The organism is Marivita sp. (assembly GCF_017643905.1).
Classification (GTDB): domain Bacteria; phylum Pseudomonadota; class Alphaproteobacteria; order Rhodobacterales; family Rhodobacteraceae; genus Marivita.
Genome location: NZ_JAEPMO010000115.1, coordinates 1 through 15032 on the forward strand (window position 1 = coordinate 1; position 15032 = coordinate 15032).

General features: G+C 61.0%; 13 protein-coding genes and 1 tRNA gene. 6 read left to right on the forward strand and 8 right to left on the reverse strand.

Going from position 1 to position 15032, the window contains the following annotated elements; translation table 11 throughout:
- The 6 genes from JJ869_RS16900 to fabI all read right to left on the reverse strand — a co-directional run.
- Positions 1-1013 (reverse strand): chorismate-binding protein (locus JJ869_RS16900; protein ID WP_292268801.1); only part of this gene is annotated, 1013 nt, incomplete at its 3' end.
- A 5-nt stretch (positions 1014-1018) separates the two neighbouring features.
- The gene (locus JJ869_RS16905) at positions 1019-2863 is read right to left on the reverse strand and encodes a peptidyl-prolyl cis-trans isomerase (RefSeq protein ID WP_292268803.1); all 1845 of its coding nucleotides are present in this window, start codon (positions 2861-2863) and stop codon (positions 1019-1021) included.
- 42 nt (positions 2864-2905) lie between these two features.
- Positions 2906-4102 (reverse strand): aminotransferase, encoded by a 1197-nt coding sequence (locus JJ869_RS16910; RefSeq protein ID WP_292268805.1) that lies wholly within the window; start codon positions 4100-4102, stop codon positions 2906-2908.
- A 118-nt stretch (positions 4103-4220) separates the two neighbouring features.
- The gene (gene gpt / locus JJ869_RS16915; RefSeq protein WP_292268807.1) at positions 4221-4724 is read right to left on the reverse strand and encodes a xanthine phosphoribosyltransferase; all 504 of its coding nucleotides are present in this window, start codon (positions 4722-4724) and stop codon (positions 4221-4223) included.
- Positions 4725-4743: 19 nt separating this feature from the next.
- The gene (locus JJ869_RS16920) at positions 4744-5346 is read right to left on the reverse strand and encodes a LysE family translocator (RefSeq protein WP_292268809.1); all 603 of its coding nucleotides are present in this window, start codon (positions 5344-5346) and stop codon (positions 4744-4746) included.
- Between the two features lie 6 nt (positions 5347-5352).
- On the reverse strand, positions 5353-6159 hold the full coding sequence (fabI, locus tag JJ869_RS16925; RefSeq protein WP_292268811.1) for an enoyl-ACP reductase FabI: 807 nt from the start codon (positions 6157-6159) through the stop codon (positions 5353-5355).
- A 167-nt stretch (positions 6160-6326) separates the two neighbouring features.
- Between fabI and pdxH the strand changes: the two genes are divergently transcribed.
- The 5 genes from pdxH (at position 6327) to JJ869_RS16950 (ending at position 12373) form a co-directional block, all read left to right on the forward strand.
- Positions 6327-6932 carry a pyridoxamine 5'-phosphate oxidase gene (gene pdxH, locus JJ869_RS16930; RefSeq protein WP_292268813.1) on the forward strand — a complete coding sequence of 202 codons (606 nt, stop codon included), beginning with the start codon at positions 6327-6329 and terminating at the stop codon, positions 6930-6932.
- A 111-nt stretch (positions 6933-7043) separates the two neighbouring features.
- On the forward strand, positions 7044-7568 hold the full coding sequence (locus tag JJ869_RS16935) for a cold-shock protein (protein ID WP_292268815.1): 525 nt from the start codon (positions 7044-7046) through the stop codon (positions 7566-7568).
- Positions 7547-8026, forward strand: a complete 480-nt coding sequence (locus JJ869_RS16940) for a DUF192 domain-containing protein (RefSeq protein WP_292268817.1) — start codon at positions 7547-7549, stop codon at positions 8024-8026. Before JJ869_RS16935 ends, JJ869_RS16940 begins: the two co-directional genes overlap by 22 nt.
- 60 nt (positions 8027-8086) lie before the next feature.
- Positions 8087-8163 (forward strand) — tRNA-Pro (locus JJ869_RS16945).
- Positions 8164-8701: 538 nt separating this feature from the next.
- A complete protein-coding gene (locus JJ869_RS16950) occupies positions 8702-12373 on the forward strand; it encodes a vitamin B12-dependent ribonucleotide reductase (protein ID WP_292268819.1) in 3672 nt (1223 codons plus the stop codon).
- A 235-nt stretch (positions 12374-12608) separates the two neighbouring features.
- Here JJ869_RS16950 and JJ869_RS16955 read toward each other — a convergent pair whose 3' ends face one another.
- Positions 12609-13067 (reverse strand): RNA polymerase sigma factor, encoded by a 459-nt coding sequence (locus JJ869_RS16955; RefSeq protein ID WP_292268821.1) that lies wholly within the window; start codon positions 13065-13067, stop codon positions 12609-12611.
- Between the two features lie 225 nt (positions 13068-13292).
- On the opposite strand from JJ869_RS16955, the gene JJ869_RS16960 reads away from it, so the two are divergent.
- On the forward strand, positions 13293-13544 hold the full coding sequence (locus JJ869_RS16960) for a hypothetical protein (RefSeq protein ID WP_292268823.1): 252 nt from the start codon (positions 13293-13295) through the stop codon (positions 13542-13544).
- 87 nt (positions 13545-13631) lie between these two features.
- On the opposite strand, the gene JJ869_RS16965 is transcribed toward JJ869_RS16960, so the two are convergent.
- Positions 13632-15032: 2Fe-2S iron-sulfur cluster-binding protein (locus JJ869_RS16965; RefSeq protein ID WP_292268825.1), on the reverse strand; the 1401-nt coding region annotated here is incomplete at its 5' end.

Below are 15032 nucleotides of genomic sequence, written 5' to 3' on the forward strand. Positions count from 1 at the left end.
GCGTCAGCCAGCAGATCCGCTTCGAGCGCGTCGTCCTCGGCGGGTGTTGCACCGCGCGGGCGGGTGCCCGCGATGGGGCGGATGGTGACTTCATTGCCGAACACCCGGACGAGGATTTCCGGGCTGGCGCCGATCACCTGAAAGCCGCCGAAGTTGAAGTAGAACATGAAGGGCGAAGGGTTGGTGCGCCGCAGCGAGCGGTAGAGCGCAAAGGGCGGCAGGGGGAAATCCTGCGTCCAGCGCTGTGCCGGGACCACCTGAAAGATGTCCCCTGCGCGGATATAATCCTTTGCTTTCTCGACCGCCTGTTTGTACCCCTCGTGGGTGAAGTTCGACACCGGCGGTGCGATTTCGGCGGCTTCCCCCATTTCGCGGGCCTGTTGCGGCAGCGCGCGTTCGAGGTCGCGCACCGCGTCCATCACCCGCTCGGCGGCTTGCGCATAGGCGGCGCGGGCCGTGAGGCCATCATTGACCCAAGCCGGGGACACGACCGTCACTTCACCTTTGACACCGTCCAGCACGGCCACGACCGACGGGCGCAGCATGACCGCGTCGGGCAGGCCCAGCGGGTCTGGATTGATGTTGGGCAGGTGTTCCACCAGCCGGATCATGTCATAGCCGAGATAGCCGAAGAGACCAGCGGCGGCCTGAGGGAGATCGTCGGGCAGGGAGATCTTTGACTCAGCGATCAGTGCGCGCAGCGTGGTCAGGGGATCACCGTCCTGTGCCTCGAACGCCTCTGGGTCGTATCGGGCGGCGCGGTTGATGCGGCTTTGGGTGCCGTGGCACTGCCAGACCACATCCGGCTTCATGCCGATGATCGAATAGCGACCGCGGACTTCGCCGCCTGTCACGCTTTCCAGCACGAAGGCGTCCTTGGCGGCACCCGTGAGTTTCAGCATCAGGGACACAGGCGTGTCTAGGTCAGCGGCAAGGCGGGCATAGACCACCCGGTTCTCGCCGGCCTCATAGGCGCGGGCGAAGCTGTCGAAATCTGGGGTCAGGGTGGCCATCTGTACTACTGGATCAAGGCGTGGACCGCGTTGATCGCGGGTTGATTGATTTCGACCCCGGCGCGGCTTTGAACGTCGGTGGCAAAGGCGCGGAAAAGGTCTTCGGCGATGCTGTTGGAGGCCTGATTTCGCAGGGCCTGTGCCAGCATTTCGATGTCGCCATCACTGCGGTCGACCGGGGTGATCGTGTCAAGTTTCAGCAGGATCACTTCGCCGATGCCCGACACGCCGCGGGTGTCGCCGACGCCCATTTCGAACACAGCGGTCAGCAGGCCTGCAGGCAGGTCGGCGATCTGCGCATTGCGGCCCAGTCCGGTTTCGGTTTGCGGCGCAAGGCTCAAGTCTTCAAAGCTGGTGCCATTGGCAAGCGACGCGGCCAGTCCCTCGGCTTGTGCCATCAACTGTGCGGTCTGTTCGCGAATGTCCCACCCCTGACGGACCTGATCGATCACGTCTTCGATGGGCTGCGGCGCGGGCGGCTGGATGCGATTAAGGCGCATGGCAAAGACACCACCGTCACCAAGCTGGATCACTTCGGGGAAATCGCCTTCGTTCAGTTGTCCGGCAGCTTCGCGGAAGGCGTCATAGGCTGCGATTTCGCCATCGGCCCCAGGGAACCATTCGATCTGTCCCAGTTCGGCTTTGGTGGTGCTTGCAACCTCTTCGAGCGTTGCCCCAGCTGCGAGTTCATCGTCGATGGTCTGTGCGAGTGTTTCAATCACGCGGCGGGCCCGGTCGAGCGCCAGTTCGCCGCGTAGATCGGGGCGGGCGTCCTCGAACGAGGTGGTCTGAGCGTCGAGCACCGCATTGACGCGGAAAAGCGCCGGGCCGAGGTTGGACTGGAGAGGCCCGACAACCTCGCCGGTCTCGGCGGAAAAGACACCATCTGCCGCACCATCCAGCGTGTCGCGTGTGACATCGCCCAAATCGACATCCGCCATTGCAAGGCCGCGTTCGGCCACCAGATCCTCGAAGGTGAAATCGTCGCCGAGACGGTTCAAGGCCTCTGTTGCGGCGTCCTCGGTGCTGAAGACCAGCCGTTCGACAAGGCGGCGTTCGGGCAGGTTGAATTCGTCGAACCGTTCCTCGTAGGAGGCGCGGAGCGCGTCTTCGTCCACTTCCACCGTGTCAACGATCATTTCGGGTGTGATCCACGCATAGGTGATGTCACGCAGTTCCGGCAGGGTGTAATTGGCGATGTTTTCATCGTAATAGGCTTGCAGATCGGCCTCGGACGGCTCTGGCAGGCCGGTTTGCAGGTTCGATCCGGTGAGGCGCGCCCAGGTGAAGTCGCGGGTTTCGCCGGTATAGGACAGCAGAGTGTCGATATATGTGTCGGGCAATGTGTTGCCGTCAATCAGCGCGCTTTGCAGGATCGTACGGGACGTGTCGTCGCGCAACTGCTCTTCGAACTCGGATTCCGAAAGGCCCTGATTGCGCAGGGCAAAGCTGTAGGCTTCGCGGTTGAAGCTGCCATCGGCGCTTTGGAACGACGGCACTTGCAGCAACTGGTCTGCGACCACGTCGTCACCGACAGAAATGCCGATGCGGGCGTCTTCGTTGTCGAGACCACGTGCCGTGACAAGCTGGGCCAGAACCTGACGGTCGATCCCGAGCATCTGCGCTTCGGACATCGGAACGGCGCGACCGGCTTGGGCGGCAAAGGCATTGATTTCGGTCCGCAGGCTGCGCAGGTAGGCGTCGGTGGACACTTCCTTTTCGCCGACGGTGGCAACGCTGCGGGCAGAGCCGGACAGGCTGGTTGCGCCAAAGCCTGCGAGGCCGACGATGAGAAGCCCCATCAAAATCCAGATGAAGGTCTTCGACAGCTTGCCTTTGCCCATGGCCATGCAGGTGTGCCCCTTGCTTGAGTGCGAATTCGTGCGACGTGTCTACGCGGCGGGGACAGGGGTCGCAAGGGGCCAGTCGAGGCTGGCCAGACGGGTGAAGAGCGCCTCGATCCCGGCCCGGTCGACATTGGCGAAGGCGACGCGGAACTGGCGTGCGCCAGAGGGATCGGTGTCGGGCATGAACATGGTGCCGGGCAGGGCGAGCACGCCGATTTCTTGCACCAGTTTCGGGGCCAGTGTGGCGCTGCTTTCGGCGAAGGGATGTTCAAGATACGCGAAATAGGCACCGCAGCCCATGAGCCGCCAGCCTTTGGCTTCGATCAGCGGCATGTGGTCGTGGATCACCGCACGACGGTCGAGGATTTCCTCGCGTTCGCCCGCAAGCCAGTCGCGGAGGTTCTGCAGACCCCAGAGGGCGGCGCGCTGGCCCAGTTGGGACGGGCAGATGGCGACGGTGTCGAGGAATTTCTCGACCTCTTCCAGAAGTTTGGGCTCTGCAATGACGGCTCCGACGCGGTGGCCCGTGAGGCGGTAAGCCTTGGAGAAGGAGTAGAGCTGGATCAGTGTCTCGTCCCAGTTCGGCTCCGAGAGCAGGCTGTGCGGTGGGTTTGAGCGGCTGTCGAAATCGCGGTAGGTTTCATCAACGATCAGCCTGATGCCGGTCTCGCGGGCGAGGGCGAAGAATGCGGAGAGTGTCTCTGCCGGGTATTCGACACCGCCGGGATTGTTCGGTGTCACCAGCGAAATTGCCCGGGTCCGCGGCGTGATCAGCGCGCGGGCGGCCTCGGCATCGGGGATCAGATCGGCGCCGGTGGGCAACGCCACAGCGGTCACACCCGACATGTCGAGCCACATTTTGTGGTTGAAGTACCAGGGGGTTGGCAGGAGAACCTCATCCCCTTCGGTGCAAAGTGCCGTGATGATGGCGGCAAAGGCCTGATTGCAACCCGACGTGATCGCGACCTGATCTGGGCGTGCTGTGCCCTGGTAATGCGCTGACCACTGTGCAGCCAGTTCCTGGCGCAGGGCGGGAAGGCCGAGCACCGGGCCGTAGAGATGCGTCTCGGGCAGTTCAAGCGCTTCGGCCATGGCGGCGCGCAGGGGTGCAGGTGGAGGTTCGACCGGCGCGGCCTGGCTGACATTGATGAGTGGTTGATTGTCGGGGAACGTCACGCCGTCAAGCCAGCGACGAGCCTCCATCACCGGTGGGGCGAATGTGGTCTGGGTGCGTGACGTCATGCGTGTCTTTCCACATTGTGCGCCTGCGGCGCGCTGGTTTGTTCAGTTTTTGGGGGGCGCTGCCCCCGTCCGCCATTGGCGGACTCCCCCGAAGTATTTTCGAACCAGAGAAGCCCGGTCAGTCCTTGCCGCGATAGGGTTCGACATATTGCAGCGCCATGTCCCACGGGAAGAAGATCCAGGTGTCCTGGCTCACCTCGGTGATGAAGGTGTTGACCTGCGGGCGGCCCATCGGTTTGGCATAGACCGTGGCGATATGGGCTTTGGGCATGTGTCTGCGCACCACTTCGAGCGTTTTGCCGGTGTCGACCAGATCGTCCACCACCAGCACGCCGGTGCCATCACCGACCACGGACATGTCCGGGGACTTGATGACCTTGGGTTCCGCCTGTGTCTGGTGGTTATAGCTCTTGACGCTGATCGTATCGACCATGCGGATGTCGAGTTCGCGGGCGACAATCATCGCAGGCGCCATGCCGCCGCGGGTGATGGCGACAACCGCGCGCCAGCCGCCTTCGTCGGGGCCTTCGCCCTGAAGCCGCCATGCCAAGGCACGGGCATCGCGGTGCAACTGATCCCAGCTGACGTGGAATCCTTTTTCATGGGGCAGGCGATCGGTCATGGCGGGCTCCTTTATTGGATCAGCGGCCGAACAGCAGGCGCAGGCCAAGCGCGCCGAGGATCACGGCGGCCGTGCGGTCGATGATCGGTTTCAGCCGCATATATCCTGCGCGGGCAGGGGCGCTGGACAGGCAGGCGGCGAAGAGGGTGTAGATAACAAGTTCGACGATGAAGTGATTGGCGACGATCAGCGCTTTGGCCCAAAGGCTCAGATCGGGTGGGAAGATCACCACCAGAACTGCGCCGGCGAACAGGACCGATTTCGGATTGGCCAAGTTGACCAGCACTCCGCCGAGGAAAGCGCGCGCGCCGGGATTCGCGCTGTCCGAGACGGGTTGGTTGGCGCTGCGCCAGAGTTGTACGGCAATCCAGATGAGATAGAGCGCACCAGCTGTCTTGAGCGCAATATAGGCCCACGGGACAATGGCGAACACCGCATTGAGGCCGAGCAAAGCTGCTCCGGTCCAGAGCGCGGCCATCAGACCAAGTCCGGCCCCCGTGGCGACACCGGTCCAGAACCCGCCTGCTACCGACTGTCGCAGTGCATAAAGCAGAGCCGGCCCCGGCGCGGCCATGGCGGCCAGCAGTGTCAGGTTGAACGCGATGAACTGCGCTGTGGTCATCTGGGGTTATTCCTTGCTCATATCCGGTGCATCGACCGCCTTCATGCCGACCACGTGATAGCCGGCATCGACGTGATGCGTTTCACCCGTCACACCAGAGCCGAGGTCGGACAGCAGGTAAAGTGCCGATTTGCCGACATCCTCGATGGTCACATTGCGGCGGAGCGGCGAATTGTATTCGTTCCACTTCATGATGTAGCGGAAATCACCGATGCCCGAAGCGGCCAGCGTCTTGATCGGACCGGCGCTGATCGCATTGACGCGGATGCCGTCCTTGCCAAGGTCCTCGGCAAGGTAGCGCACCGAGGATTCCAGCGCTGCTTTGGCCACACCCATCACGTTGTAATGCGGCATGATCCGTTCTGCGCCATAATAGGTCATGGTCAGGGCCGAGCCGCCGTTGGTCATCATCTTTTCAGCACGTTGCATCACGGCGGTGAAGGAATAGACCGAGATGTCCATGGTCATCATGAAATTGTCACGGCTTGTGTCTACATAGCGTCCGCGCAATTCGTTCTTGTCAGAAAAGCCGATGGCATGCACCACGAAGTCGAGACTGTCCCAACGCTGCTTGAGGCTTTCGAACAGCGAATCGATTGATGCCGCGTCACTGACGTCGCAAGGCAGAACGATGTCCGATCCCAGTTGCGCGGCCAACGGATCGACGCGTTTTTTCAGCGCATCGCCCTGATAGGAAAAGGCCAGTTCGGCTCCCGCGTCGCCAAGCGCCCGTGCGATGCCCCACGCAATCGATTTGTCGTTGGCGAGGCCCATGATAAGCCCGCGCTTTCCGGCCATAATTTCGCTTTTCATGGTGCCACGCCCTTTGTTGTTCGGTGTGCCCATCGTTTAGGCGATGGATGACTGCCGGGCAAGGCTGTGAATGGCGGGACTTCGCCGCTGGGTTTGTGTTGATACGAATCTGCTGTGGACAAGCCTTGGCAATCTCATATACGCGCCGCACTCAATTGGAGGTTGCGATGAGTGATCGTACGGGAATCTTTGCAGGTGATGATCCTTTCGAGATCGCACGGCGTTGGCTTGCGGAAGCAGAAGCTTCGGAGATCAGCGATCCGAACGCGATAGCCCTATCGACGGTGGATGCCGACGGCATGCCCAACGTCCGGATGGTGCTGCTCAAGGAAATCGAAGCGGATGCTTTCGTGTTTTACACGAACTACGAAAGCCGCAAGGGGCAAGAGATTGCTGCCTCGGGAAAGGCGGCCTTCGTCCTGCATTGGAAATCGCTGCATCGTCAGATCCGCGTGCGCGGGACCGTCACCCGCGAGGAGGGTGAAAAAGCGGATGCTTATTATGCGTCGAGATCGCTGAAAAGTCGTCTTGGCGCTTGGGCGTCGCAACAGTCGCGGCCACTCGGATCGCGGACTGAATTGATGGCAGAAGTTGCCAAGCTGACGGCAAAGTTGGGTCCGACTCCGGCACGTCCACCTTTCTGGGGAGGATTTCGGATTCAGCCGACTGAGATCGAATTCTGGGCCGATGGTGCTTTCAGACTGCATGATCGGTTCCGGTGGGTGAAAGCTAACAAAAAAATAACTTGGGAAATCAGTCGGTTAAATCCTTGACATTCACGTCACGTGAATTGCGGGGGTGAAATTCCTCTTTTATTCCCTATACTTGCAATTAAGGTTGGGGCACCGCAAACGGTGGTGGGTTTTTTGATGTTGGAAAAAATCGTGGAACAGTCACAACAACCTGACTCACGTATCGCTGGACACGTAAAGTGGTTTGACCCAGCCAAAGGTTTCGGTTTCCTGGTCTCGGATCAGGGCGGGCCAGATATTCTGCTGCACGCTAATGTGCTTCGAAACTACGGGCAGGGGTCTGTCGCGGATGGCGCGCGGATCGAGGTGGTTGTTCAGAGCACGACTCGGGGGCTTCAGGCGGTCGAAGTCTTGAGCATCACGCCGCCGGTGCAGTCCGGAGTTGCACCTCTGGAGGATTTCACAGGCGTCTCGGCGGAAGATATCGCCGCTGCTCCGCTTGAACCGGCGCGGGTCAAGTGGTTCGACAAGGCAAAAGGGTTTGGCTTTGCCAATGTCTTTGGTCGCTCCGAAGACATCTTTATCCATGTGGAAGTCTTGCGCCGTTGCGGTCTTTCGGATTTGTTCCCGGGAGAAGCGCTTGCGCTGCGCTCCATCGAGAGCAGCCGCGGGCGGATGGCGGTCGAGGTGCTCCCATGGGAAAGTGGTCTGTCCTAAGCGTCGTTCTCACATTAGTCGCCTCGCCGCTTGTAGCGGCCGAAGCGCCGTGTCGCGAGGATGTCGTCTACCTGCGGGGCGATTGGGGCAATGCCCGTTTCTCCGTCGATGTGGCCGACACGCCTGACCTTCGAAGCCAAGGCTTGATGTTCGTAGAAGAGATGCCGACCATGAGCGGCATGCTGTTTGTGTATGATCGTGAACAGACAGTCTCGTTCTGGATGAAGAACACTCTGATCCCGCTTGATATGATCTTTGCAGATGGTGACGGTGTCGTTCAGCGGGTGCATGAGAATGCGATCCCGGTGGATCTGACAAGCATTCCAGGTGGGCGGGACATCCAGTTCGTTCTCGAGATCAATGGCGGTATGGCTGATCGTTTGGGCATCGACGAAGGTACAGAGATGCGACATCCGGCGATTACCGCGGACACTGCCGTCTGGGCCTGTGCGTCCTGACGGATCAAAGGAAAAAACCGCTTTCCAATTCCGGCGTTGGTCGGTAAACGACGCCTCAGTCGGGGCGTAGCGCAGTCTGGTAGCGCGACGGTTTTGGGTACCGTAGGTCGCAAGTTCGAATCTTGCCGTCCCGACCACTTCTCACATTCAGCAAATATGACGCGCAGGCACATTCGATGGGCCTCAAAGATCGTCTGTCACACTCTGCATCGTGTGCGTGGGATCTCTGCCACAGCGCCGGTCCCAACAGATTCGAAACCCGGTGCTCTGTCGTATGTCACCTGTCTCGAAAGTTGGTTGAACTCTATTCTAAATGCCTGTGGATAACTTTCTGGTGGCATTGACTTTTTGCCTGCCGACTTATCCACAGGCCTATACACGGGTGATCCACAGTTGAATCGCTACGGGTTGTGTCTTCTGCGCGGGTCAACCCAAAATCTATGCCGAAAAGAGTAAAAAACGTGTTGACGACTCTGTGAAATATCCGCCAGTTTGTGCGGGTCGGTTCGATCAACCACAACATATAGTGTCTGGGCCGACAACAGGGACGGGAACACCGGTTAACAGCTTTTGAGGCGCTTTGCCTGCGCGGACCACGCGCAGGACCGGAAAACTCGTGCCAATCGCGGCCTCAGCAGGGCCATGGGGTACACACAGAGAAAAGAGACCGGTGCGATGAAAATCGAAAGAAAGTTTACCACGTCTGGGCAGGATGCATATGCGGGGCTCGAGTTCGTCTCGACCACCTCGGAAATTCGGAACCCTGACGGCTCCGTGGTTTTCAAGCTCGACAATGTTGAGGTTCCAAACAGCTGGAGCCAGGTCGCCAGTGATGTCATCGCACAGAAGTATTTCCGCAAGGCGGGCGTTCCCGTTGCCCTGAAGAAGGTCAAGGAAAAGGACGTTCCCAGCTTCCTGTGGCGGTCGGTTCCCGAAAGCGACGACACACCGCGCACGGGCGAGACTTCGTCCAAGCAGGTGTTCGACCGTCTGGCGGGCGCCTGGGCCTATTGGGGCTGGAAGGGCGGCTACTTCACGACCGAAGAAGATGCGCAGGCTTATTACGATGAAATGCGCTTCATGCTGGCCACACAAAAGGCGGCACCGAACAGCCCCCAGTGGTTCAACACCGGTCTGCACTGGGCCTATGGCATCGACGGCCCCAGCCAAGGCCACTTCTATGTCGACTACAAGACAGGCGAACTGACCAAATCCTCATCGGCTTATGAGCACCCGCAGCCCCATGCGTGCTTCATTCAGTCCGTGGCAGACGATCTGGTGGGTGATGGCGGTATCATGGACCTCTGGGTCCGCGAAGCGCGCCTGTTCAAGTATGGCTCCGGCACCGGTACCAACTTCTCCTCGCTCCGCGCGGCAAACGAGCCGCTGTCGGGTGGTGGCAAGTCCTCGGGTCTCATGGGCTTCCTCAAGATCGGTGACCGTGCGGCGGGTGCCATCAAGTCGGGCGGCACCACGCGTCGCGCGGCCAAGATGGTGATCTGCGATGCCGACCACCCGGATATCGAGGAATTCATCAACTGGAAGGTCAAGGAAGAGCAGAAGGTCGCAAGCATCGTCGCTGGATCGAAGATGCACGAGAAGATGCTCAACGCGATCTTCAAGGCAATCGGTGCTTGGGATGGTCTTGAAGAAGACGCCTACGATCCAAAGAAAAACAATGCCTTGAAGGACGCAATTCGCGCAGCGAAGAACGTCATGATCCCCGAGACCTATATCAAGCGCGTGCTGGATTATGCGCGGCAGGGTTATGCGTCGATCGAATTCCCGACCTATGACACCGATTGGGACTCTGAGGCCTATGCATCCGTGTCGGGCCAGAACTCGAACAACTCGATCCGCGTTACCAACGCGTTCCTTCAGGCCGTCAAAGACGATGCCGATTGGGAACTGATCCGTCGGACCGATGGCAGCGTCGCCAAAACGATCAAGGCGCGCGACCTTTGGGAAGATGTCGGCCACGCCGCATGGGCCTGCGCCGATCCGGGCATCCAGTTCCACGACACCGTCAACGAATGGCACACGTGCCCGGCGGATGGCGAGATTCGCGGCTCCAACCCGTGCTCGGAATACATGTTCCTTGACGACACCGCGTGTAACCTTGCGTCGATGAACCTGCTGACCTTCCTCAAGGACGGTGAGTTCCAGTCCGAAGATTACATGCACGCCACACGTCTTTGGACGCTGACGCTGGAAATCTCGGTGATGATGGCGCAGTTCCCGTCCAAGGAAATCGCACAGCGCTCCTTTGACTTCCGCACGCTGGGTCTGGGTTACGCCAATATCGGTGGCCTGCTGATGAACCTTGGCTTCAGCTACGACTCGGATGAAGGCCGCGCGTTGTGTGGTGCGCTGACCGCGATCATGACTGGCGTGTCTTATGCCACCTCGGCCGAGATCGCTGGCGAGTTGGGCGCATTCCCCGGCTACAAGAAGAACGCCGATCATATGCTCCGCGTGATCCGCAACCACCGCAACGCCGCCTATGGCGCGACGGATGGGTATGAAGGCCTGTCGGTCAAGCCGGTTCCGCTGGACCACGCCAACTGCCCGGACAGCCGACTTGTTGATCTGGCGATGGCAAGCTGGGACGAGGCGCTGCGCCTTGGTGAAAAACACGGCTACCGCAACGCGCAGTCCACCGTGATCGCACCTACAGGCACCATCGGTCTGGTCATGGATTGCGACACCACGGGGATCGAGCCTGACTTTGCGCTGGTGAAGTTCAAGAAGCTTGCCGGTGGTGGGTACTTCAAGATCATCAACCAGTCCGTCCCCGCTGCCCTTGAAAAGCTGGGTTATGGCAGCGCGCAGATCGAAGAGATCGTGTCCTATGCTGTCGGTCACGGCACCATCGGCAACGCGCCGGGCATCAACCACACCTCGCTCGCAGGTCACGGGTTCGGCCAGGCGCAGCTTGCGAAAGTGGACAAGGCGCTGGCCTCGGCTTTTGACATCCGGTTTGTGTTCAACCAGTGGACGCTGGGCGAAGAGTTCTGCCGCGAAGTGCTCGGCATCCCGGCGGACAAACTGAACGACCCGACCTTCGACCTGCTGCGTCACCTTGGCTTCACCAAGTCGGACATCGACGCGGCCAATGATCACGTCTGCGGGACGATGACGCTGGAAGGCGCGCCGCACCTGAAGGTGGAACACTACCCGGTCTTCGACTGCGCCAACCCCTGCGGCAAGAAGGGCAAGCGCTTCCTGTCGGTGGAAAGCCACATCACGATGATGGCGGCAGCGCAGTCCTTCATCTCGGGCGCGATCTCCAAAACGATCAACATGCCGAATGACGCCACCATCGAGGACTGCCAGAAGGCCTACGAGTTGAGCTGGTCGTTGGGCACCAAGGCCAACGCGCTCTACCGCGACGGCTCCAAGCTGTCCCAACCGCTGGCGGCGGCACTGGTCGAAGATGATGAGGAAGCGGCGGAGATCCTCGAATCCGGCTCCATGCCCGAAAAGGCGCAGGTGCTGGCCGAGAAGATCGTCGAGAAGGTGATCATCAAGGAAATCCAGAAGTCGCACCGCGAAAAGATGCCGGAGCGCCGCAAGGGCTATACCCAGAAGGCGGTTGTCGGCGGTCATAAGGTCTATCTGCGCACTGGCGAATATCAGGACGGCAGCCTTGGCGAGATCTTCATCGACATGCACAAGGAAGGTGCCGGCTTCCGCGCGATGATGAACAACTTCGCCATCGCGGTGTCGGTTGGTCTTCAGTATGGCGTGCCACTGGAAGAGTTCGTGGATGCCTTCACGTTCACCAAGTTCGAACCGGCGGGCATGGTGCAGGGCAATGACAGCATCAAGAACGCGACCTCGATCCTCGACTACATCTTCCGCGAACTCGCTGTCAGCTATCTGGACCGTACCGATCTGGCGCATGTGAAACCCGAAGGCGCCACCTTCGACGATCTGGGCCGGGGCGAGGAAGAGGGCGTGTCCAACGTCAAGGAACTCTCCGAGACCGCGGCCTCCCGCTCGCTCGAAGTGCTCAAGCAGATCAGCTCCACCGGCTACCTGCGCAAGCGCCTGCCGCAGGAACTGATCGTGCTGCAGGGCGGCCAGACCGGGGCCGTGGCCTTTGGTGGTGGCGTCGATGCGGTCGCCGCGCTCAACACGCTGGTGCCTGAAACCGGCGGCGTGGCAACAGCGGTGGCAACTGCCAAGGCGAGCACGTCGGTGCCAGCCATGACGGCGGTCACACGGGCCAAGATGCAGGGCTACGAAGGCGAGGCCTGCGGCGATTGCGGCAACTACACGCTGGTGCGCAACGGCACCTGCATGAAGTGCAACACCTGTGGCGCAACATCGGGCTGCAGCTAAGCCTTAACCAGTCACGAGGCGGGTGCGCCCGCCTCTGACGCGCGTCGGGCCGCAGGCAAGATTATTCCGAGCGGTGTACAACTTGAGAGCTTGACGAGCGAAACTTCAAAGGGGGCCTCTGCGGCCCCCTTTTTTTGTTATTGAACGCAAAGGGCTGACCCCGACCGCGGGTGGGTGTGTAGCCCCCGCCCGTGGGGGCGGTCGGGGGCCGCCCGACGTGCCGTCGGGCGAAAGATCAAAACACCGACGCAATCCCCGCGACCTCCCGCAGGCGCGCACGGGCGCGGGCGAGCCGGGACATGATTGTCCCCACGGGCACGTCCATCTCCTCGGCCAGTTCAGAGGGCGTGACCCCCTCGAACGCCACGCGCCGCAACAAGGCGCGGTCCGGGGCGGGCAGGTGATCCAGATGCGCCAGCACCTCGGAACAGAGACAGGCCAGCGCCGCGTCACCTACCTGGGGTTCAGCGCCTTCGTCCAGCGGCGCTTCGCGCGCCAGCCGCCGCGACCGCGCCACGGCGGCATGGCGCAGCGCGGTCATCATATAGGGCAAGGGGCGCGCGATCCGCGCGCCTAGGGCTTCTTGTTCCAGAAACGCCAGACAGACCTCGTGGCAGAGGTCTTCGGCATCCTGCGGGCTGCGCGTCAGGCGGCGGGCGCGGGCGCGCAGGCGGGAAAGATGTGTTGTGTCCATGGCGCGTAGTATGGCGGCGGGAAAACCCCCGACCATCCCGGGGGTTTCCGCCGATGGCGAAACGCGGCCTGTTTTGCGCGGCGGATTGCGCAGCGCATGGGCGGATTTGGGCAGGTCTGCGCCATCGTCCCCGGTGGACGGGACGCGAGGACGGGTTTCGCGCTCATACCTCGTGAAGGCCGCAAGACGCGGTGCTTCGTCAACAGGACCGAATGGGAGACCAACATGACACTGACATTGACCCGACTGATCGCTGCAAGCCTGATCACGCTGCCGGTGGCCGCCTTTGCCGCCGACTATATGGCCGCAGATACCAATCAGGATGGGATGCTGTCTCTGGAAGAGGTGCAGGCGATCCTGCCCGAAGTCACAACGGACACGTTCATGGCGGTGGATGCCGATGGGGACGGTCTCATCAATGCCGATGAACTGGCGGTGGCACAGACCGAAGGGCTGATGCCGGAAGCCGACAGCTAAAGCTGTCCGGCTGCGCGGTTCTTTGGTGGACCGCGCAGCCAATTTCGTCGAAAATTCTGCTGAAATCCTTTTAAGGATTTCAGCCGCTTACAATTCGATCGTGATCTCTCCATCCGGCTCGGCCGCGCGCGACTGGCAGAGGATGATCTTGTCCTGCCGTTGCGCCTTGGACAGCACGAAATCCCGGTGCTCGACCGCGCCCGACAGAACCCGCGCCTTGCACACCCCGCAAATCCCGTCCGAACATTTCACGTCCACCGCCACGCCATTGGCGTTGAGAACATCCGTCGCCGTCTGATCTGCCGGTACGTTGAAGCTGCGTCCATCGCTGAGGGTGAGCGTGAAGGGGTGGTTTTCGTACTCGGGAAGTTCGGGAACGGCGAAATATTCGAGATGTTTTGCGTCGTCTGGAAATCCCTTGCGTTCAGCGGCTTCCATGACGGCGTTCATGTAAAGGTCAGGCCCGCAGGTGTAGATATGCTGGCCGCCCATGTAGTCTGGAAGCAGCGCATCCAGATCGGCGCGGGTGCCTTCGTTGCTGACATGAATGTGTACCTTGTCGGCCCAAGGCATATTGGCCAGATCGTCCAGATATCCGGCCTCGGCGCGGGTTTTCAGCGAGTAATGCAGGGCAAAGGGCCGCCCCAGCGCGTGCAGGCGGTGCGCCATGGCAATCATCGGGGTGACGCCGATCCCGCCGCCCATGAGCCATGTGAATGTCGCGTCCTCGACCAGCGGAAAATGGTTGATGGGTTTCGACACGAAGACCCGCCGCCCTTCGGCAAAGATGCGATGCAAGAGCGCCGACCCGCCACGCCCCTGTTCCTCGCGCAGGACGCCGATCTGATAGACCGACCGATCCGCCGGATCACCGGACATGGAGTATTGGCGCAGGAACTCCGGTGCCACGACGAGATCAAGATGCCCGCCTGCCGTCCATTCGGGCAGGTCTTGCCCGTCGACATGGCGGAATTCGTATTTGGTGACTGTCGGCGACATTTTCTCGACCTTGCTTACCACCACAGGCACCACCGGGCTTTCGGTGGTGTCCTTGCGACGGTGCAAATGGGATGTGTCGCCTTTGGCCAGCCGCGCCTTGTGCTCGTCCGCGCTGACCATCTTGGTATAGGCCTCGATCCCGGCTTCCCGGTCCATCGGATCGGGGTAGGGGTAGGGATGGGGTGCCAGCGGCGCGGGGTAGACGGCGAGCGTCTGGTCCTCGTATTTCAGGTCGAGGTCCTTTTGCAGGTCGCGGGAGTTGACCGGGTGGTTGGTGGGCGCGTAGCTGCCGTTTGCCTGTAACTCCAGGTCCCACCACCATTTCTTGACAGGGTTCAGGCCACCGCGTCCTGCGGCATCGTCCAGCTTGGCGAGCAAGGGTGCTGCTTTGGGCACATTCATCGCCGCCCAGCGGAACGGCTTTTCAGCGAACAAGCCTTCGAGGTTCCATGGGCAGGTCTTCATGCAGCGTCCGCACATCGCACCGCC

Bases quoted from the DNA above. Each gene is read 5' to 3' on its own strand.
- JJ869_RS16905 (WP_292268803.1), bottom strand. From the start codon at position 2,863: ATGGCCATGGGCAAAGGCAAGCTGTCGAAGACCTTCATCTGGATTTTG.
- JJ869_RS16910 (WP_292268805.1), bottom strand. From the start codon at position 4,102: ATGACGTCACGCACCCAGACCACATTCGCCCCACCGGTGATGGAGGCT.
- gpt (WP_292268807.1), bottom strand. From the start codon at position 4,724: ATGACCGATCGCCTGCCCCATGAAAAAGGATTCCACGTCAGCTGGGAT.
- JJ869_RS16920 (WP_292268809.1), bottom strand. From the start codon at position 5,346: ATGACCACAGCGCAGTTCATCGCGTTCAACCTGACACTGCTGGCCGCC.
- fabI (WP_292268811.1), bottom strand. From the start codon at position 6,159: ATGAAAAGCGAAATTATGGCCGGAAAGCGCGGGCTTATCATGGGCCTC.
- pdxH (WP_292268813.1), top strand. From the start codon at position 6,327: ATGAGTGATCGTACGGGAATCTTTGCAGGTGATGATCCTTTCGAGATC.
- JJ869_RS16940 (WP_292268817.1), top strand. From the start codon at position 7,547: ATGGGAAAGTGGTCTGTCCTAAGCGTCGTTCTCACATTAGTCGCCTCG.
- JJ869_RS16950 (WP_292268819.1), top strand. From the start codon at position 8,702: ATGAAAATCGAAAGAAAGTTTACCACGTCTGGGCAGGATGCATATGCG.
- JJ869_RS16955 (WP_292268821.1), bottom strand. From the start codon at position 13,067: ATGGACACAACACATCTTTCCCGCCTGCGCGCCCGCGCCCGCCGCCTG.
- JJ869_RS16960 (WP_292268823.1), top strand. From the start codon at position 13,293: ATGACACTGACATTGACCCGACTGATCGCTGCAAGCCTGATCACGCTG.